Here is a 21616-nt window from a genome sequence, read left to right on the forward strand (position 1 = left end):
TTATTTATAATTATTGACTGCCAGTCTAGACCTATTGATGACTGTCTAACATCTGCACAAAAGGAGCAAACAGCTGACGATGCGCCATTAGTTCATCATAGGTAATCGCAAACACCCCATGACCGCCATGAGCAAACTTCAACCAGTCAAACTGAATCTCAGGATAGGCTTGCTTTAGTGCCCATTCGCTATCACCCACTTCACAGACAAGTAGACCTTCTGGGCTTAGGTAATCTGGTGCTTCAAAAAGAATACGATGTACCAGATCCAGTCCATCTTGACCTGCCGCTAATGCGTGCTCAGGCTCATATAAGAATTCAGGCGGTAAATCTGCCATGATAGCAGCATCGACATAGGGAGGATTGGTAACGATAAGCTCGTATTGATTTTCAGCAGGAATCTTGGCAAACAGATCCGACTCAATAACATTCACTTGATGACCAAGATCATGGTGATCTACATTGACCATCGCCACTTCAAGCGCACCTTTATCAATATCTACGGCATCGACCAAGGCATCGACGAAACGTGTTGCAATCGCAATCGCAATACAGCCAGAACCCGTGCATAAGTCTAAAACACGCTCAGGCTGTGATAGTTGCTTGATATCTAAACCATGATCGTAAAAAGCGGTTGCCTGATCGTTGACGTTCATACCCAATGGCTTGGCCAGCTCATTGGTATCAAAGTACGGATGGAACTGCTGACGAATCAGCTCTGCCACAGGTGAACGCGGAATCAAAACCCGCTCATCGACATAAAAAGGCAAGTCACAAAAGTACGATAAATTAATCAAATAGCTCAAAGGCTTACGCTCAGCGATACGCTCTTCTAGCAAGCTCAGTACCACTTGCTTCTCTGATGTGGTCAACCGGCAGTCTAGGATCTGCTCATTCGCCGACCAATCTAACGACAAAGAATGCAATACTATCGCCGATGCTTCAGCAAACTCATCAGTCGTTCCTTGAGCCACGACCACATCATAATTGCGAAGCTGAGTAACCGAAAAACGTATAAAATCACGAATACTGACCAGCTGCTCGCGTGCTTCTTCGAGCTCTGCAGGCAAATTGGCAAATTGATCGTCTTCACCGAGAAGCCCAGTCTCTGAATCAAATACCATACCACCCTCTAGACCATCGTCGTTGAGGTACTGATTTTGAAACTCTTCTGCGCTCATTGTTTGGTCTTCTGACATATCGCACCTTGCTGGTTACATGTCCACTGACGACATGCGGGTAAGTTAAATTGCTCTTTATAATGAGCTGACTTATTAAATAAGAATCTAGCCAACCATTATAGACGCAAACGCTAGATAGCGCCAATCACTGTGCTTTTTAGTGTAAAAAAATAGCATATATAACAAGTGACTTACGTTAAAATCCAGCAAAACTTCATACATACCATGGCTAAATTATTGCCCAACTGTAGTGAATACGTCAGCAGTTGACGTTTAGCACCCTACGGACATAAAAATATGTGTCAAAAGTTTGCGAAGCTTATTAATTATGCGCATAATAGCTTCATTAGTAGCAACCACAAGTAACTCAATATGATGAAAATAAAACCGCTTATTACTGCCATCGTTGTCGTTAGCGCCAGTGCTACTGCATTTGCTGCTACCGCTGACAGTACTCGCACATTGCCAGTACGTACCGCTGACTCAATGCCTAGTATCGCCAAGAAAGTCAGCCTTAATGTGCAAGAGAGTCGCGCTCCTGTCACTGCCGCAAAACCAGCTGACCGCATGACGCAATTGATTGATTCAAAGCAAAAGACTAAGCCGTCAGCGCCAGCAGCCACTGCTGATAACATGAGCGCAGAAGAGCTGACCCGTAAGGATGAGCAATCTGACAAAACTGACGATATGAGCGAAGGTCAGGCCGTTGCCGCCCCTAGCAATGTCTCGTCTATTGACTCATCTGACCCTTTAGCTTTTGAATTGCCTGACAGCGAAAAACGTCAAGACTTCAGTGATGACCCTACCATCAAAAACATCGAAGACAAAGATGGCAAAAGATATACCACGCTAAACTTGTCCAACTACGCCACACAAGTCAACGATGCTGTTTGGTCACCAAGCATGAAGGTCAACTCAGCGATGACTATTAAGATGCAGGCATTGCTCGATTGGAACCATGCTTCTCCTGGTCCTATCGATGGCGGCTGGGGTATGAACAGCAAAAAAGCCCTGATCAATTTCCAAACCATGAAAGGCTTGCCAGCAACTGGAAAAATGGATCAAAAAACTTGGAATGCCTTGGTTAAAAACATCGCTCCTAATAAGCCGGTGCTAGTGACTTATACGCTGACTGAGGATGATATAAAAACCAACTTCGCGGCTACTCCTTCTGGTTCAGAAGCAAAGTCAAAAATGAAAGGCTTGTATTACCAAGATATCAAAGAGATGCTGGGTGAGCGCTTCCACATGGACGTACGTTATTTAGACAAGCTCAATAAAAATAAAACGTATACCGCTGGTGAGACAATCACTGTATTGAATACTCGTGAAAAGCTTAATCAACGTATCAATCGCGTGGTTGCCAATAAAGCAGACAAAACGCTGTACGCTTACAATGACGATAAACTGGTTGCCACTTACCCAACGACCGTTGGTAGTGATGCCACACCATCACCAAAAGGTACATTTAAAATCATCAATAAAGTCAAAATGCCTTGGTATAAAGCAACCGTTGGCGAAGGTGCTCAAAAGAAAATCCATATGTTACCGCCAGGACCGAACAATCCAGTAGGTGTGGTATGGATGGGAATGTCTAAACCTTCTTATGGCTTACATGGCTCACCAGTACCTGAAGGTATCAGTCGCCAAGGGTCAGCAGGTTGTGTACGTTTGACCAACTGGGATGTGTTAGAGGTTTATGCCAATATCGAAAACGGCGCAACCGTTGTCCTCAACTAAACTGGCTTAACGATGAAGGTACCACTCGTACTCGTCGATTGGACAAGCAATCAGAAATACTAAACAAAAAAGACCCTCTTGGTAGGGTCTTTTTTTATGGCTAAATTTCACCAAACACTGACACATTATTCATAAATCAGCAGAAAAAATATCAATGTAAAATATAGTCAAGGAATTTTAGAATCGCCCATCGTGCTGCGCCTTATACTTTGTAACCTTCCTCGTTACCAGTAATGCTGCCGACTTTTTTGGTGAAAAATAAGCCTGCAGGAATAGAGCACAAAATACCCGCTGCTACTGCCATTTGGATATGGGGTATCTCATTGAACCCTGTGACCAAGGCGCCAATCATAAAGACACCAATGGTAACTGTTGAGGCGATTGCATAGATGACAGAAAATAATGGCCAGTTCATAATTTATTCCTCATTTTTGTTGTGGATATAATACCTTTATACACTAAACCCACAAAAAAAGTAAGTATTTAATTAAAACCTTCAAGCCAGTTATATCGGGTGACCTAGCATAAAGACCCTAATATAATTAAGGATTTATCTACGATATTATTTATCGTAAAAAATAGTAAAAAATATTGCTTTTACCAGCTATCAGTTGATTTTATATCTGCTTATTTCCCGCCTGCCTAGTCGTAAAAAACTCATACGCTTTTCTAAATTTATCATTACAATAGTGACTTTCTGTCCTTCTCTAAGAAAGTTTTCCGCTATGACCTTATCTCATAAACAGTTACCCGTTGAGTCAGCAACTACAAAAGATGCCTCAGACGAGATTGACCTTCAACAGGCATCAGAGTCTGTTGCTCATACAAATGTGACTGATGAAACTAAGGTCGATGCAACGTCGAGTCCAAATGATGAAACCTATACTCATAGGACTTTGGATAATAGAACCTTGGATAATGAAACCTTAGATAGCGAAACACTAAATAGTGAAGCTTTAAATAATGAAAATTTAACCAAGCTTGAAAGCGACATTGAGCAAGACGGTATCGAGCAAAAAACCCTAGGTGCACAGCCTCCTGAAGCTAAAGTAACGATGGAATCGCTTGGACCGGATGTAGTGGTTGCGAGCGTTGAAACATCGGAACCAGAAACCCAAGTATCTGCCGACATGGAAAAAACAGAAGTTGGCGTGTTAAATGCTGATAATGCAGAAAAGCAAGGTACTGAAAATGGTCAGGAGACGCTAGTCGATGAAGCCACAGTTGAAGCAGAAGATACTAACGATTCTGCGGTGCTGAATACTGCTAGCAAAGCCAGTCATAATGAACCGACAGCAGATGCAACTCATTCTAAGACAGACGAAAACATGTCTGTAGAAAATACGAATGTAGAAAACATCAATGACGCCAACGCTGAGCCAGATACAGATACAGATACAGATACAGATACAGATACAGATACTATGGTAAAGGCGCAAGATAGCGATGATGAGGAAAAGGACGAAGTCAAAGAACAAAAAGAAGCCAAACTAGAGTCTTATAAGCAATTTGTCGCTGAGCAGTTTAACAATCAAAAGGTAGACTATCCAGAAGTACGCGTCAGAATTGAAGCCAATGCGCTGCCCAGCAAAATGTATTTTATCATGAACATACTTTCTGCCATCATCGCCAGTTACGGGTTGGTGACCAATTCAGCCGCTGTCGTCATTGGTGCGATGTTGGTCGCCATGATGTTAGGTCCGATCACAGGAGTGGCGCTAGCGATTATCGACTACCGTGCGCCGCTGTTACGTAAGTCGCTTATTACGGTTATTGCTGGTATCTCACTGGTCGTATTGGTCGGTTTCGTCGTTGGTTGGCTGCACAAAGATCAACCGTTGACGACAGAGATACTATCGCGTACCCAACCCACTTCCATGGACTTAATGATTGCCTTAGCAGGTGGTACTGCTGGTGCTTATGCGATGGTGTCACCGCACTTATCAGTCGCCGTCGTGGGTGTGGCAGTCGCCACGGCCTTAGTGCCACCTCTTGCCGCCAGTGGTATTTTATTTGCCAATAGTGAGATTCAGCTTGGCTTTGGTGCCCTACTGTTAGCCATTACCAACATTATTGCCATCCAATTTACCAATGCGCTTGTCTTGTGGGTTTTAGGCTTCCGCCGTTTGGTGAAGGACGATTATAAATCCAATACTTATCTGACTTTTTTGCAACGTAATGCCGTGACTTTGCTGTTGTTAGCAGGATTGGGTACTTATCTGACTATCAATCTACAAACCAATGCCAAGCAACAAGTCTTTGAAAGCAGTGTCAAAGAGGCGATCAATAGCTACTTTATTGACAAAGGTAATGTACTGACCAACACCCAGTTCGATACGGCGGAAAAAAATCAAATCGTTCGTGCTGTTATTCGCGGTGAGACCACTCCTAGCTCTTACGATGTCCGCCAAATTGAAGCCGCTATTACCCAAGACATGGCGGAAAACTTCCCTGATTACTTACCGATCAAAATACAATTACGCTACTTGCCGGTACAAGTCATTGAATCGGATCCATTGATACAAGACAAACTCGACAAGACCGATGCGGCGATTTTGACCAATTAGCTTTTATACGCTACCAAAACCATTGACTATCTAGAGACGCAGAATAACGCAGCAGTTGTAACTCTTGTACCAAGAGCTTAGGCGTTTGTGCTAAAATCGCTTGCAAAATTATTTAATCCTTTTTTATATTAAAGCCATCTTTAATCCCATCCGTCAGTAAGGAGCCGCTGTGAGCCAGCCATTTCGCTCAGCCGATATTCGTCAAGCTTTTATCGATTTTTTTATAAGCAAGCAGCATACCCCTGTTTCTTCGTCTAGTTTGATTCCACATAATGACCCGACATTGCTGTTTACCAATGCCGGTATGAATCAGTTTAAAGAAACCTTTTTGGGTATGGAACCACGTGACTATACACGTGCGGTGACCTCGCAAAAGTGCGTACGTGCTGGCGGTAAACACAATGATTTGGATAATGTCGGCTATACCGCCCGTCATCATACTTTCTTTGAAATGCTTGGCAACTTCTCCTTTGGTGATTATTTCAAGCAAGCAGGTATTGAATACATTTGGGAGTTTTTGACGTCAGATAAATGGCTAGCGATTGATAAAGACCGCTTGTATGTCACTATCTATGAAACCGATGACGAAGCCTTTGATATTTGGAATAAGAACATCGGTATTCCAAGTGAGCGCATTATCCGTATTGGCGATAATAAAGGCGCGCCTTACGCCTCTGATAACTTTTGGACGATGGGCGACACGGGTCCTTGTGGCCCTTGTACCGAAGTCTTTTATGACCACGGTGCCGATATCGAAGGTGGCTTGCCTGGCACGCCTGAAGAAGATGGCGATCGCTATATTGAGATTTGGAACTGCGTATTTATGCAGTTTAACCGTCAAAAGGACGGTACATTGTTACCACTACCAGCCCCAAGCGTCGATACTGGCATGGGGCTTGAGCGTATTAGTGCCATCATGCAAGGTGTCCATGGCAACTATGAGATCGATTTATTCACTCATTTAATGGATGCAGCAGCTGAGATTTTAGAGATCAATAATGAACAGCAATCATCCTTAAAAGTCATCGCAGATCATATCCGTGCCGTGTCATTCTTAATCGCTGATGGCGTCATGCCAAGTAACGAAGGGCGTGGCTATGTGCTGCGCCGCGTAATTCGCCGCGCGGTACGTCATGGCAATAAGCTGGGCGCTGATAGTGACTTTTTCTACAAGATGGTCGCGCCACTCGTGGCTGAAATGGGCACAGCCTACCCTGAGCTAAAAGACAAACAAAGCGTCATCGAAAACGCCATTCAAAAAGAAGAAGCACAGTTTGCTAAAACCTTGGCGCAAGGTCTGCGTTTGCTTGCCAGCGAACTTGAAGGTCTAAAAGATGGCGATACGCTCTCTGGTGAAGCCGCCTTTAAGCTCTATGATACGTATGGTTTCCCGCTTGATTTGACCGCTGATATCACTCGTGAGCGTGGTATTGCTATTGATGAAACGGAATTTGACGAGCATATGCAAGCACAACGTGAGCGTGCGCGTGATGCTGGCAAATTCGATGTAGATTACAGCAGCGTTATCCAAGTAGAGACGCCAACGACATTCATCGGCTATGAGCAGCTTGAAGAAGATGGCATGACTGTTGACGCGCTTTATCAAGACGGCAACCCAACAGATATTTTGACGGAAGGTATGGAAGGCGTTGTGGTACTTGATCGCACACCATTTTACGCTGAAGGTGGTGGTCAAGTGGGTGAGCTTGGTGAGATTCGTACCGCATCAGGGGTCTTTGAAGTACAAGATACCAAAAAATCGGGGCAAGCGATTATCCATTATGGTGTTGTGACCATGGGCGACATTAGCACTAAGCAAACCGCTGAAGCACAAGTACTCTCTAGCATCCGTGCGGCCAGTGCCAAAAACCACTCAGCCACGCATCTATTGCATGCAGCGCTAAGAGAAGTATTGGGCGACGCGGTCACGCAAAAAGGCTCATTGGTTTCAAGCGAAGTCTTACGTTTTGATTTCTCTTATGACAAGCCCGTTAGTACTGCTGAAATTAGCCGTATCGAACGTCTCGTCAATGAACAGATTCAAGCCAACACTCCTGCTCGTATTGAAAATATGTCAATTGATGACGCCATGAAAAACGGTGCAATGGCATTATTTGGCGAAAAGTACGGCAGTGATGTTCGTGTACTGACCATGGGTACAGACACTATCGTCGATGGTCAGCGCAAGCCCTTCTCTATCGAACTATGTGGTGGCTTACACGTACAGCGTACTGGTGATATCGGTGTGCTTAAAATTACTAGCGAATCAGGTATTGCAGCTGGTATCCGCCGTATTGAAGCCGTCACTGGCATGAATGCGGTCAAAAACATTCAGCAAAGCGAACAACAATTGAGCGAGCTTGCCAGTCAGCTTAAAGTAAAACGCCCTGAAGTCGCTCAGCGTGTCCGTACCATGGCAGATAAGCAACGTGACCTAGAAAAACAACTAGAGCGCTTGCAGCAAAAAATAGCCAGTGCCCAAGCAGCCAACCTACTCGATGACGTGCAGACTATCGCAGGTACGCCAGTTCTTATCAGCATGTTAAGCGGTGTCGATGGCAAATCAATTCGTACACTGATGGACGATATCAAATCAAAGCTACCTGATAGCGTGATTGTGTTGATTGGTGATAAAGACGAGCAATTGGCATTAGCTGCAAGTGTGGCAAAGTCTGTCACTGCTAAAGTGAAAGCCGGTGACATCATTCGTCATTTGGCGGGTGAGCTGGGCGGTAAAGGCGGCGGTAAGCCTGACTACGCACAAGGCGGCGCACCGAAATCTGGTAACAGTGCAGCGGTTATCAATGCGCTACCTGCTTGGATTGAAGCCCAGCTTAGCTAAGTTGGCAAAAACACGGAGCTTCACGCTGATCTATAACGCATAGAATACGTGATTGGTTATAACCATTATAACCAATCGCCATATATCTAAGTAGTACTGAGACTTAAAGTTACGCTGTAGATATGGTATAAAGGTCGACGTTTGAAGATATTACTCATTCACTGAGGTTGAAGCAAATACCACTATATGAATGAAAGACATAGGGCGTAACTCTTATAATCTGGCTTTATCTATATAAACATTGACGAGTATCATGTTGACTCTTATCGATGATAATAAAAGGTCATTATTGAATAATAGGTAGATTTTTATGGCGTTAATAGTACAGAAGTATGGCGGCACCTCGATGGGCAGTATCGACCGCATCAAAAACGTCGCGAAACGAGTCAAACGCTGGCATGACAATGGTCATCAAGTGGTTGTCGTGGTCTCTGCAATGAGCGGCGAAACCAACCGTTTGATTGATCTGGCCCGCCAAATTAGCTCTCAGCCTGACCCTCGTGAATACGATCAAATGGTCTCAACGGGTGAGCAGGTTTCTATCTCACTGCTGGCCATGGCGATTAAAGAGCTTGGTATTGGCGCCCGTTCATTTACTGGTCGTCAAGTGCCGATCAAAACTGATAGCTCGCACAACAAAGCGCGTATCGAAAGTATCGACGACAAAAACATACGCGAACAGCTAGATGCTGGCAATATCGTCATTGTGGCAGGCTTTCAAGGTATCGACGACGAAGGCAATGCAACCACACTAGGGCGCGGCGGCTCTGATACGACAGGCGTTGCGATTGCAGCGGCTTTAGGTGCTGATGAGTGTCAGATTTATACCGACGTCGATGGCGTCTATACCACTGATCCACGCGTTACCTCAAAAGCCAAAAAGCTTGAAAAAATCACCTTTGAAGAAATGCTTGAGATGGCCAGTCTTGGTTCTAAAATTCTACAGATTCGTTCGGTAGAATTCGCTGGTAAGTACGGCGTGCCACTGCGTGTACTCTCTAGCTTTGATGAAAACACCGACGGCAGCTTTGACCAAGAGTTTCAAGACAACGTGGGCACCCTAATTACGATAGACGAAGGAGACAATATGGAACAGGCAATCATCTCAGGTATCGCGTTCAATAGAGACGAAGCAAAAATCTTAGTACGCGGCGTTCCTGACCACCCTGGTATCGCTTCTGCTATCTTAAGCCCAATTGGTCGTGCCAATATCGAAATCGATATGATCGTCCAAAACCTTTCGGATAATGGTACCACCGACTTTACCTTCACGGTTAATCGCACTGACTTAGACAAGACGCTAAAAGTGCTCAATGAAGAAGTCAAAAATGAGATTGGTGCCAAAGAGATATCAGGTAACAGCGAAGTTGTTAAAGTCTCATTGGTTGGCGTTGGCATGCGCTCACACGCAGGTGTTGCCAGCCTAATGTTCCAAACCTTAGCCGAAAACAACATCAATATTCAAATGATATCGACCAGCGAAATCAAAGTGTCTGTGCTGATTCAAGACCAACACTTGGAAAAAGCCGTTAAGTCATTACACACCGCATTTGGTCTTGATCGTGAAGACGGTGAAAGCAAAATCGCTGGGCTATAAATGCTATAACGAGCATATGCCAGAGTTAATAGTTATCAATTAAATAGGGTCTTATTAGATCCTATTTTTATTTTTTATTATTGCTCTGGTTCGTATATAGCTAATAGTTTTGTGAAAACCCGTGACAGTATCTGTTATGCCCCCTATAATGGGGCTTTCATTTGGGCTAAATGAATCTACCTATCATTACCGCTATTCGCCTAACTTTAGACATAGTAGCTTGTAAGTTAAATACAAGAGATGTCTAGTGCGATGGTAATGTCCTGCAATTGAGATGTAATCTGATGAGTAATAATCTGTTGATGCGACATAAGGAGTGTGACGCATGTTAATTTTGACACGCCGCGTGGGCGAAACGTTAATGATTGGCGACGAGGTCAGTGTGACTGTCTTGGGCGTTAAAGGCAATCAGGTGCGTATCGGTGTTAATGCACCAAAAGACATTGCCGTACACCGCGAAGAAATTTATCAACGTATTCAGCATGAGCGTTCTGTACAGTCGCAAATGCAGCATCTTGAGCAAGGCAGTTTTGCGCCTTCATTTGATGACGAAGACTATTTCAATCGCTAAGCTATAACAGTTAACGCTTAATCAATAATTATTATTGAATATATATAAGCATTATATTTTTATAAGCAGTGTACACAAATACTGTATTTTTGCTTTTTTAATCTGCTCTGAGGTCATTTATTTATGAGTATCCGCCAATCAGATGTATCGGCTCTACTTAATGGTTTGAATAAAAAAGCCATTGGATTCAATGATGTCATCAGTTTTATTGATGATTTTTATCGCTATGCGCCCGCTCCTTTCGTTAATGGTATGGTGCATAATGCAGCGGGTGAAAATGAAGGTAGTGCGAAGATCTTTGGTTTTGCTAAGCACCATGGTCTGAATCAGTTGGACACGCTAAAGCTATTCGGCGAACACTATGCCAAGGTTCAAGCGACGCCTAACGGTACTGACCACGCCAATATCCGCAACTTTTTACATTGGGGTTGGCAAGGGTTTTTGATGCAAAAAAATCCATTGACCGTTCGCCCTAGTGTTGATACCACTGCACTTTAATTATTTTTGAGCATGCAAAAAAGCCACGCTATTATATAGCGTGGCTTTTTTATTGAGCGACTACTGCTGTGATTAGCGATACTCCTGCTTATTTATCATTATCACAAAACTTATTTATCAAGAAACTTAACCGGCTGAATAGCACCTTTAGGATTGGGCATATTGGGATAATGATGCTCATGCTCCACATCACATTCAGCGCCGACAATGGAGCCATTGTCTTTTACGGGTTTATGAATATAACCGGTACGCTCGGCAGCAGGTAGATGCTCATGCTCCCAGACCATCACTGCTTGCATACAGGTGTCGCGCTGCTCAGCCGTTAATTTTCGACCATCCGGCCATTTGCCAAGCTCAATAGCCATACGAAATTTATCAACCATGTCAGGCGTTAGTGTTGCTAATATTGTTTGCTTGTCCATCTTACTCTCCGCTACTATTTTTTATACGACAACTGCTTTTATTCATCATCCATAATATCATCATCGATATCAAGACTGAATTCTTCGGCATGGACATTCCAGTGTAATTTGGTACGGCAGGCTTCATAAAAATCAAACCCTGGTGGATGCAGTAGCGTCAGCTTATCAGGGTGCTTACGAATATAAAGCCGCTGCTCTTGATCGAGCGGTATGCTTGGTTTGCCATCTGCACTGACCATCGGTTGCGTGCGATTGTCCTCATGGATACGAATACAAACTTCGCTATTACCACTGACCACAATTGGACGGCTGGATAAGGTATGCGGATGCATGGGCACTAAACATATCGCATCCATACTCGGATGGATAATAGGCCCACCACCAGAGAGTGCATAGGCTGTCGAGCCAGTAGGCGTCGCAACAATCAAGCCATCGCTGTGTTGCCTATAGACATCATGGCCATCAATTTTCAATTGAAAATCAATCATATGTACTGACTTACCCGCATGCAATACGATGTCATTGAGCGCCATATCTTCATGGATAATGTTGCGCCCTTCTCGTATCTCCATCGTCAGTAGAAACCGATGATCCAACTGATAATCGCCCATCAATACTTGACGCAATTTAAAAGCAGCTTCATCAGGTTTGACATCGGCCAAAAATCCAAGACGACCACGGTTGACACCCAACACAGGTACGCGATAACGTGCCAGTGCTTCAGCAGCATGCAATATGGAACCATCACCACCGACGACGATGACCAAATCACAAATCTCACCAATCAAGCTACGCTTAACGATTTTGACTTTTTCAATCTCAGTGAGATCCAAGGTTGGTAGATGGGCGGTTTGCATGTCCATTATCAAGGTGAGATTCATCTCATTGATCGTTTGGGCAATCTGCACCAGACTTTGGGTGACGCTGCGCTTGCCTGCGCGCCCCATTAGCCCAATACGCCGAAACGCAGGGTTTTTGATGGCGTGGAACAGCTCTGATTCATGTAAGTGTGGCAATCTTTCGGACTGCGCGGAGTTTTCCATAAAACGACTCGGAATAACAGTAAAGTACAGAGTAATGATAGCGATAAATGAGCGCTTAAACTAGCATGTTTTATCAATTATCGTTGTTAACTGTCGTAATCGACCCCATATATCTACCATTACACGCCCCTTTATAGCGTGTTTACAGCGCTACTGAGCATCAATGCCTATCAAACACAAATTAGCTGCATCAGGCTTCGACAGCCGTCACGCAAACACAGTTGACAATAACCGAGCTTTTGCTAAAGTAGCAGTAATTTATATCATTTTTAATTAAGGACATATGTATGGCCAATCCTATTGTCAGTCGCGCAGAGCTTGCGATCGGCGGTCAGCCGATGACCGTCAAAGGTGTCATCCAAAAGACCAGCTTGTTGCTTGGTTTATCTGCTATCACTGGTATCGGCTTTTTCTTTTATGCGCTGATGGCAGGTCTATCACAAAGCTTTATTACCATGGCAGCCTTTGGTAGTATGTTTGCCGCTTTTGGTCTCGCGATCTTTATCACTTTTAAACCGCAAAAGGCCAAAACCTTTGCCGTCCCTTATGCACTCTTAGAAGGTATCTTCTTAGGCGGCATCTCGCTGTTCTTTATGAGAATGTATCCAAGCGTGCCAGTGACTGCAATGTGTGCAACCTTCGTGACAGCAGCCGTTATGCTAGGGCTATATCGCTCTGGTCTCGTTAAGGTAACGCAGAAATTCCGCTCTATCGTCACCTCAGCGCTTATTGCCATCATGCTCGTTTATGTTGCGCAGTGGGTACTTTCTTTAGCGTTCGGTTCGAGCTTACCTTTCTTATTTGAAGGTGGCGTTATCGCTATTGGCTTCAGTTTGTTCGTGATTGTTATCGCTTCTTTTACGCTATTACTTGATTTTGATAACATTGATCGCGGCGTAGCAGCTGGTATTTCTGAAGACTACGAATGGTTATTTAGTATCGGTATTCTTGCGACGCTAGTATGGATGTATATCGAATTTATGCGTCTGCTCAGCTACCTACAAGACTAATATAAAACCTATCTAATAATAATGACACGTAAAATAAAAAACCGTCTTTTGCTAAAGGCGGTTTTTTTATGGGTGAAACTAGGGTCTGTTGAACATTAAAATGTGGTACTGGCAGTGGCTATTTTTTAGACCATACGCAGTGAAATTTTTGATGCCTAGTCGTTCTAGTTTAGACAATTTCGCCATGTATTGGCAAAAAATAGCCCTGCCCCTGCTTGTATACTTGGGGCTGATACTAAGCGCGTTTTAGACGCAGTGCATTTAATACCACGAATAACGAGCTCAATGACATTCCGATGGCGGCAAGCCAAGGCGGGACATAACCGAACGCGGCAGGCAATAATACGATACTGTTATAAGCCAGTGCCCAGCGGAAATTTTGTTTGATGATACGTTCCGTTTTATCCGCGATACGCTTGGCAGCTGTAATGGCTTCAATCTGTCCATTAAGGATGATGCTGTCACTCGACACCTGCGCCAAATCTGCCGCGCCAGCAATCGAAGTCGACACATCTGCTGCTGCCAACACGGGTGCATCATTAATACCGTCACCAACCATCAGCACGACTGACCCTTGTGCTTGCAGCTGCTGGATATGATTGACCTTATCCGTTGGTGACAGACCATTATATGCCGACTGCATGCCCAAACTCTCCGCCATGACCAGCGCCTGCGGACTGGGATCGCCCGTCAGCATCACAGACTCAATCCCTAAGTCTTTGAGCGTATCCAGCATTGAGCGGGCGTTATCACGCACTTTATCGCTAAAATAAAAACATGCTAGTGCTTGCCATGTGCTTGAGGAGCTTGTTTGACAAGACAACACAACCGCTGAGCTGGCACGATGGCTCAACAAATCAATCGTTAAATCATTGTCTGCATTTGCACCAGTGGCGCTTTTATCCAAAGCAAAATTCATATGACCAATACGATATAGAACGCCATCAATCATGGCTTCTACCCCGCCTGCTGGATAATGCTGCAAGGCTTGAGTGGGTGGCAAATGTAATTGATAAGCGGCAGTCAGTAGCGCATGAGCAATCGGATGGCGACTGCCTACTTCTAAGGCAGCAGCTATGCCTAAAAAACGGTCTTTTTGCAAAGGCAACGCGCTTGAGTCAGCGTTTTCGTTTTGGCTGACTGGTTTTATTAGCTCAATGTTTAGTAAGTTTGGCTTTCCATAAGTCAATGTCCCTGTCTTATCAAAGGCAACATGAGTAATCTCTGCTAAGGTTTGCAGCGTATGACCACGCGTGGTCAAAAATCCATAGCTGGCCAATCGATTGGTGGAGACCGTCAGCGCAATCGGCGTGGCTAGTGACAGCGCGCAAGGACAAGTAGCGACCAATACCGCGACCGTTGCCCAAATGGCTTGGCTTGGATCAACGATGTACCAGCCGATAAATACCAATGCTGACAACACTAAAATCCGCGCCACAAACCAACGAGCCAGCTTATCCGCTTGCTGTGCCAGTTTGGGCTTTTCACTCATGGCACGGTTCATCAGCCGATCAATTAATCCAATCTGACTGTCTTCTGGCAGTGCCGTGACCAGCATCTCAAACGGCTGACTGTCGTTTTGCGCACCGCCGACGATATAGTCACCTTGAGACTTGATGATTAAATCACCCTCACCCGTCAGCAAACTTTGGGAAACGGTCGCAGTTGGACTAAGCAAAATACCATCGCTTATAATCTCAGACCCAGCCTCAACCATGATGATGTCACCCACTTGTAAGCTTTGGGCGGTCACCATTTGTTTTTGTTCTGCGCCATACGCTGGCTTTAATAAACCTGACTTTAATAAATCTGGTTGACGGCTGGTTTGTTGCCAGTCTTGAGCTATACGATTGGTTATTTGATAGACATTGGCGTCCATACTCTGCATAAAATTGGGCGTGTACTTCGTCGGAGCACTTGCCACAGCGCTGATTGGACTTTTAACACCTGTCTCATGAACTGCCTGATTAATAGTACTCGTATCTACTTTATTCAAAGCATTTTGCTGTAACTGCTGCAAAATGAGCGCAGCGTCTCCTTTATTTTCAGCGATTTTTTGTACTAAAACTGGTTCCACCACTACTAGGTCATTGGCCATCGTCGCCGCTTTTAGACGGGCATTATGCTCGATATAACGCCCTGCCAATAAGAAGAAAATAAACATGCTGACCGAATCATAATAGGTCTGACCGTTTCCAGTAATGGTGGCGTACAAACTGGCGAAAAAAGTGACAATCAAGGCGATACTGACCGGTACATCCATATTGACTTGGCGCGCGCGAACTGCCGACCATGCAGACGTAAAGAACGGTATGCCCGCATAAAAGAACACGGGAATACTGACGAATAACGACACCCAACGCAAAAAGTCGCGCTGTAATATCAACATCCCGCTATATTCACCAAAATATAGTGCGACCGCATACATCATTGCTTGCATCGCGCCAAGAGCAGCAATTCCTAGGCGTAGCAGCATCTTGTTATTGTGCTTAGCCAGCATTGCTTCATGGGTGTCTTGACGGTAAGGCTTGGCTTCGTAGCCAATTTCATTGATAACGGCTAGAATACGGCTGATAGGCAGCTTACTCTCGTCCCAAATGACGCGCATACGCTGATTGGTCAAATTGACCTGACACTTACTGATGCCATCAATCTCATAAAGACGCGATTCGATGAGCCATGTACAAGCAGCACAGCGCAAGTTATTAACGGACAATTCCGCCACCGACAGGCCATCTTGAGCATAAACGAACTGTGACTTTATCTCATCATGATCATAGGCTTCGAGGCGCGTCAGCTGGGTGGGAAGGCTTGCGGTACGATTGATTTCAGAGCGATCAAGATAATATTGCTCAAGCCCAGCTTCAACGATGCTTTGAGACGCCAACTGACAACCCATGCAGCACATCTCACGGGATTTACCCAATATATCGGCATAAAATGGCGGCTGCGGCACTGGATCGCCGCAGTGAAAACAATGACCAGCAAGGGGCAGCACCAACCCTTCTGTGATAGAGTTGTCTTCATAATGATGGCTGGGGATTGGCATTGGTGAGGGGGCACTAGACATAATCGCGCTTACTTCCTTTAGACAGGTTTGCTCGAACCCAATTCGCTTTGAGTAAACTTGCTATCATCAAACGTACTTACTTTTACTTAAAACAGCTATTTTAAATAGGTTCGGCACTGCTAGCACAGAGGGAGAATCAACCGCTAATTCATACAAAAAACATCGTTAGAATAATCGTAAATTGTTATCTTATATGGCATACACAGAGCAAATTAAAAGCGCGCTGTGTTTTCGTATAAACATAGCCGTCAACAGATCGATTATACTATAAGCCAGTGCTGTGAGTAGTATAACCCCTCACAGTGTAATCCCAATGAATGCCTGCGTTGATGATGATAGATTGAAAAATTTGTCAATTTGCGTCATTATGAGGCAGTTTTTTATCCCTAAATGGTGCATCATCCGTGCAAAAATATAATTCTAAGCTACCAAACGCCAAGCTCTCTTCGCCATCTACGCCTTCTGTCAGCACGCTACCCTCTCAGCAGCGCGGCTTGGTGTTTAGTAGTATTTTATTAATTGTCATTATTGCTGGCATGGTGCTACTGGCGCTGTATTTGATCAAGCTCGATCGCACCATTACCCACAAGTTCGAAGGTAAGCGTTGGGATATTCCTGCCAAGGTATACTCGCAGCCGCTTGAGCTTTACCAAGGTGCCAATGTCGATAACAGCACGATTAAGACATGGCTTGAGCTGCTTAATTATCAAAGCAATAAGGCGTATGATCGCACTGGTACTTATCGTAAGTCCGGCAATACTTATTTTATCCATACCCGCGGTTTTACCTATAGCTCTAGCGATATAGACACTGAGCAAGTCATCAAAATGACGATTGCCGGTAATAAAATTGAGTCGATTCAAAGCACTTTACCAGCTAAGAGCGGCATTATTCGCCTTGAGCCAGTTAGTATCGGTGGCATTTACCCAGACAGCAATGAAGATCGTATGGTTGTCTCTTTAGATGAGGTGCCACAGCCATTGATTGATGCGTTAATAGCCACAGAAGATCGCGGCTTTTATGAGCATAAAGGGGTGTCGATACGCGGTATCGCTCGTGCGGTCATCAATAACTTCTCTGGTGGCTCTAGACAAGGTGGTTCGACCATCACCCAGCAGCTGATTAAAAACTTCTATCTGAATTCAGATCGCACCCTAAAACGCAAAGCCAATGAAGCCTTGATGGCTGTGCTACTTGAGCTCCATTATAGCAAAGATGAAATTCTGCAAACGTATCTGAACGAAATTTATCTAGGACAAAACGGAAACCGCTCTATCAATGGTTTTGGTTTGGCAGCACAGTTTTATTTCAATCAACCGCTGAACGAGCTGCGTTTAGATCAGCAAGCCTTACTCGTCGGTATGGCAAAAGGCCCAAGTGTCTATAATCCACGTCGCCATCCAAACGATTCAAAAGCACGTCGTAACATTGTTCTTAGCAACATGCTAGAGATGGGTACGCTCAGTCAAGCAGACTATGATAAAGCCATAGAGAGATCGCTGGGTATCGTTGATAAACCCGTCGAAGGCAAAAGCCAGTTTCCTGATTTTCTTGATATCGTCAAACGTGAATTGAATACCGTCTATTATTCTGATGACCTCAAAAACGAAGGTCTGACGATTATTAGTACGCTCGACCCTATTGCCCAACTAGCTGCTGATAAAGCAGTCGATAAAAAACTGGGCGAGCTACGTCGTAGCAGCAGCAAAACCAAAGACTTACAAGGGGCTTTGGTCAGTGCGAACCCAGAGACTGGCGAGCTGGTCTCCGTAGTCGGTAGCGGCAGTGAATTTACCGGCTTTAACCGTGCTGTCGATGCCAAACGTCAAGTCGGTTCTTTGTTAAAGCCGATCATTTATATGACAGCGCTCGAAAGTGGTCGCTATAATTTGGCGAGTTCCGTCGATGATTCACCGATTACGGTCAATCTAAATGACGGTACGAAATGGAATCCAAAAAACTATGATAATCGCGATCATGGTTATGTCCCCTTTACCACCGCTCTGTCTCAGTCTTATAACCAAGCAGCGGTACGCTTAGGCATGGAATTTGGAATCAATACTTTTGCCAAGCAGCTACAGCGTATGGGTATTAAAGAGAAAATATCGCCCTATCCTTCTGCTTTGCTAGGTTCTGTCAATCTAAGCCCTATGGATATGCTTGGTATCTATCAAGTATTTGCTACAGGTGGCTTTCGGACGCCCATTCACAGCATTCGTAGTGTCATTGATGATCGCGGTCGTATTTTACAGCGTACAGGACTTAATACGCAGCGTAGCATTCCACCTGAGACTAACTTTTTGACCAATTACGCGCTACAGCAAGTGGTCGCCAGCGGAACGGCTAAACGAGCACAATCACTTGGTAGTAACCTAAATCTCGCGGGTAAAACAGGCACCACAAACGATTACCGCGATGCTTGGTTTGCTGGTTACAGTGGTAACTATGTCAGCGTGGTTTGGGTCGGTCGTGATGATAACAAACCAATTGGTCTGAGCGGCGGCACGGGTGCATTACCAGTATGGGTCGACTATATGAGTCGCTTAAAGTTAACACCGGTATCGCTGCCTGAGCCTGAAGGTATTGAATGGTTATGGCTTGAAAACAATTCTGGCAAGCTGTCAAATGAGCGCTGTGCTGATGCGCGCTATTTACCAGTGATGTCTGCGCATTTACCCGAAGAAGCCAGCAGTTGCGCCATTGGGTTGTATCAACAAGATAGCGCTCGAGAACAGAGTGCGCAAGGCGCTATCAATCAGCAACGCCGCCGCGAAGGCTTAGACATTCCAAATGGCGAAGCCGTTGATACCGACAACCAAAATGATAGTGATACGCAGAACGGTGCTGACACTTGGTACGACCGTGCGGTTGAATGGTTCTAAAATTGTTTTTAAAACTTAAAAGAGGGTTCTAACATGGTGTCATCTATACAGCAGAGCGTATCCGTCAAGCAATACTTTATGCGCGCGGCTAAAAAAACCACGCTAGTGAACTCTGTCCTTGCTGTCAGTGCGCTCGTCAGCATGATGAGCTTGAGCGCCTGTCAGACGGTGCCTAATGCGACGAACACAACGCCTGTTCAAACGGTGCCAGCAACGCGAAATCCAAAAGCACCCTCCTCGGTTACCAGTATAATACCTGCGACTCAAGCACCAATCATTGATAGCAGGGGCTATGACAATGCTAACGAAAACAACTACCCTGTTGACCCTTATACGCCGTCCGAATCATCTGCAGCGACAAACCCATTGACGCAGCAGACCCCAGTATTTACAGAGCCTAACACACCGCCTAGTCCCGTATTTACAACACCCGACGCCGCGATTATTACGCCTTCTCCTGATGACTATATGATATCCGAACCCTCAGTGCCGTCACATAATGAACTGTTGGAGCGCGCGCGCCAAAATTCGCAGCAACGAAGTCAGCAAGTGGCCACTAATAACAGTGATTTGCCAGCATTTCGTAATCTCATGCAAACGGGAATCGGTCAGTTAAAATCAGGAAAATTGACCAGTGCTGAGAGTAGCTTTACCCGTGCCCAGCGACTTGCACCAAAATCCTCGGCGGTATACTTTTACTTGGCACAAGTTGCCCTCAAAAAGAACCAGCCGCGCAAGGCAGAAGCAATGGCGCGCCGTGGTCTTGCCGTCTCGCAAAATGCCAATCGTAGACGGGCACTCTGGCAAGTCATTTTGCAATCAGGACAAGCTCAAAGCAATTCACGCGTAGTCAGCGAAGCAAAGCGAGCATTGCGTTAGTTAGTTAGTTAGTTAGTTAGTTAGTATCTAAATGAGCAGGACTGCATTCACAAGCATCAAAAGTTCGTGACTGTTAAATACTTATAAAAGTTAAAAGAGCCAAGCAAGGCATGCAAACTGTTCACTTTAAGTAAGCTGCTCATTCACTATTTACTCCAAGCTGGGATTTATCCAGAACACCCATTCATTTTTACTCTAGATTAAGGTTATCGTTATGGCATGGCAACAACTGCACTTACAATGTGAAAAAGCAAACGTCGATCTCGCCGAGGCATTGTTACTAGAAGCAGGTGCATTATCAATCGCCTTAGACGACGCAGGGGATCAACCCCTGTTTGAACCATTACCTGGCGAATCACCCTTGTGGGATGAGGTCATTCTGACAGGATTGTTCGATGCCACAACAGACATTGGTAGTCGTCATGCGGTTGAACAGTTAAGTCACGAAATTGGCGCACAGGTACACGCCAGTCGCATTTGGCTAAGTGCGGTAGATGATAAAGACTGGGAACGCGAATGGATGAGCAATTACCACCCTATACCATGTGCCAACAATTTATGGATTGTGCCTAACTGGATAACGCCGCCTAATCCTGAGGCGACCAATATCATTATGGACCCTGGTTTGGCTTTTGGTACTGGTTATCATGCCACCACTCGCCTCTGTCTCGACTGGTTAACAGAGCAAGATCTGACCGATAAAATCGTGATTGACTATGGTTGCGGCTCAGGTATTTTGGGCATTGGGGCGTTGTTGTTGGGGGCACGTCACGTTTATGCTGTCGATATCGACCCACAAGCCGTGCTGGCGACCAACCAAAATGCCGTACGCAATCATGTCGATGATCGCTTGCAAGCATTTTTGCCAGAGGAGTTTACTGATTACTGGAAACAAAACGACGTTAAACCTGTAGAAGTGATGGTCGCCAATATTTTAGCCAAGCCACTGATTGGCTTAGCACCTTACTTTGTTACCTTAATGGCACCAAAAAGTCGTATCGTGTTAGCCGGCTTAATCGAGTCACAAACTGAAGAAGTGACTGCTGCTTATCAGCCTTACTTTGCGCTCGATCCGAAGCACGCTTTTACAGCGCAAGAAGACCAACATTGGCAGCGTTTGTCTGGTACATTTACAGGCTAGCAACATGTAATTACATCTGTTACGATAGAGAGGCAGTCAAATGTTATGTGTTTGACGCCACTCTGTCCTTATCTATCACTCATATATGTATCAAACATTTAACGATGAGTGTTTACTGTGGAAGCCTGAGCGTTGCAGGCAACTATTGGTGAGTGGCTACGCGGTATTGATAAC

Annotated in this window: 14 protein-coding genes and 1 pseudogene; 10 read left to right on the forward strand and 5 right to left on the reverse strand. The window is 44.9% G+C overall.

The genetic code is table 11. The features are described from left to right. Positions 1-31: 31 nt before the first annotated feature. Positions 32-1198 (reverse strand): 50S ribosomal protein L3 N(5)-glutamine methyltransferase, encoded by a 1167-nt coding sequence (gene prmB, locus J5X94_RS07445; RefSeq protein ID WP_194620136.1) that lies wholly within the window; start codon positions 1196-1198, stop codon positions 32-34. Positions 1199-1552: 354 nt separating this feature from the next. On the opposite strand from prmB, the gene J5X94_RS07450 reads away from it, so the two are divergent. Then, entirely contained in the window at positions 1553-2920 is a 1368-nt protein-coding gene (locus J5X94_RS07450) for a L,D-transpeptidase family protein (RefSeq protein ID WP_228293189.1), read from the forward strand. Positions 2921-3122: 202 nt separating this feature from the next. On the opposite strand, the gene J5X94_RS07455 is transcribed toward J5X94_RS07450, so the two are convergent. Continuing rightward, positions 3123-3335: a hypothetical protein gene (locus tag J5X94_RS07455; protein ID WP_189584363.1), complete on the reverse strand. Its 213-nt coding sequence runs from the start codon at positions 3333-3335 to the stop codon at positions 3123-3125. 310 nt (positions 3336-3645) lie between these two features. Between J5X94_RS07455 and J5X94_RS07460 the strand changes: the two genes are divergently transcribed. The 5 genes and pseudogenes from J5X94_RS07460 (at position 3646) to J5X94_RS07480 (ending at position 10995) form a co-directional block, all read left to right on the forward strand. Further along, a complete protein-coding gene (locus J5X94_RS07460; RefSeq protein ID WP_210540792.1) occupies positions 3646-5487 on the forward strand; it encodes a TIGR00341 family protein in 1842 nt (613 codons plus the stop codon). A gap of 169 nt (positions 5488-5656) precedes the next feature. Then, positions 5657-8329: an alanine--tRNA ligase gene (gene alaS, locus J5X94_RS07465; RefSeq protein WP_210540793.1), complete on the forward strand. Its 2673-nt coding sequence runs from the start codon at positions 5657-5659 to the stop codon at positions 8327-8329. A gap of 310 nt (positions 8330-8639) precedes the next feature. Then, complete coding sequence (locus J5X94_RS07470) at positions 8640-9926, forward strand: aspartate kinase (RefSeq protein WP_210540794.1); 1287 nt, start codon at positions 8640-8642, stop codon at positions 9924-9926. 325 nt (positions 9927-10251) lie between these two features. After that, a pseudogene (csrA, locus tag J5X94_RS07475) lies at positions 10252-10419 on the forward strand (carbon storage regulator CsrA); the annotation flags it as partial. A gap of 201 nt (positions 10420-10620) precedes the next feature. Further along, positions 10621-10995, forward strand: a complete 375-nt coding sequence (locus J5X94_RS07480; RefSeq protein WP_010199421.1) for a HopJ type III effector protein — start codon at positions 10621-10623, stop codon at positions 10993-10995. Positions 10996-11105: 110 nt separating this feature from the next. Here the strand turns inward: J5X94_RS07480 and J5X94_RS07485 are convergent, their stop codons facing one another. Both J5X94_RS07485 and J5X94_RS07490 read right to left on the reverse strand, forming a co-directional pair. After that, positions 11106-11417, reverse strand: a complete 312-nt coding sequence (locus J5X94_RS07485; protein WP_010199419.1) for a YeaC family protein — start codon at positions 11415-11417, stop codon at positions 11106-11108. 38 nt (positions 11418-11455) lie between these two features. Continuing rightward, positions 11456-12460, reverse strand: coding sequence for an NAD(+) kinase (locus J5X94_RS07490; protein ID WP_010199415.1), 1005 nt, complete (start codon positions 12458-12460; stop codon positions 11456-11458). Positions 12461-12747: 287 nt separating this feature from the next. Between J5X94_RS07490 and J5X94_RS07495 the strand changes: the two genes are divergently transcribed. Beyond that, positions 12748-13470, forward strand: a complete 723-nt coding sequence (locus tag J5X94_RS07495) for a Bax inhibitor-1/YccA family membrane protein (RefSeq protein WP_010199412.1) — start codon at positions 12748-12750, stop codon at positions 13468-13470. Positions 13471-13705: 235 nt separating this feature from the next. Here J5X94_RS07495 and J5X94_RS07500 read toward each other — a convergent pair whose 3' ends face one another. After that, positions 13706-16540 (reverse strand): heavy metal translocating P-type ATPase, encoded by a 2835-nt coding sequence (locus J5X94_RS07500; protein ID WP_210540795.1) that lies wholly within the window; start codon positions 16538-16540, stop codon positions 13706-13708. A 404-nt stretch (positions 16541-16944) separates the two neighbouring features. On the opposite strand from J5X94_RS07500, the gene mrcB reads away from it, so the two are divergent. The 3 genes from mrcB to prmA all read left to right on the forward strand — a co-directional run bounded on the left by mrcB (position 16945) and on the right by prmA (position 21442). Beyond that, entirely contained in the window at positions 16945-19422 is a 2478-nt protein-coding gene (mrcB, locus tag J5X94_RS07505) for a penicillin-binding protein 1B (protein WP_210540796.1), read from the forward strand. A 33-nt stretch (positions 19423-19455) separates the two neighbouring features. Next, entirely contained in the window at positions 19456-20301 is an 846-nt protein-coding gene (locus J5X94_RS07510; protein WP_210540797.1) for a tetratricopeptide repeat protein, read from the forward strand. A gap of 214 nt (positions 20302-20515) precedes the next feature. Then, the gene (gene prmA / locus J5X94_RS07515; RefSeq protein ID WP_010199392.1) at positions 20516-21442 is read left to right on the forward strand and encodes a 50S ribosomal protein L11 methyltransferase; all 927 of its coding nucleotides are present in this window, start codon (positions 20516-20518) and stop codon (positions 21440-21442) included. Positions 21443-21616 lie beyond the last annotated feature (174 nt).

Origin of the sequence: Psychrobacter sp. K31L (assembly GCF_017942195.1) — a bacterium.
In the GTDB taxonomy this organism is placed as follows: Bacteria; Pseudomonadota; Gammaproteobacteria; order Pseudomonadales; family Moraxellaceae; genus Psychrobacter; species Psychrobacter glaciei.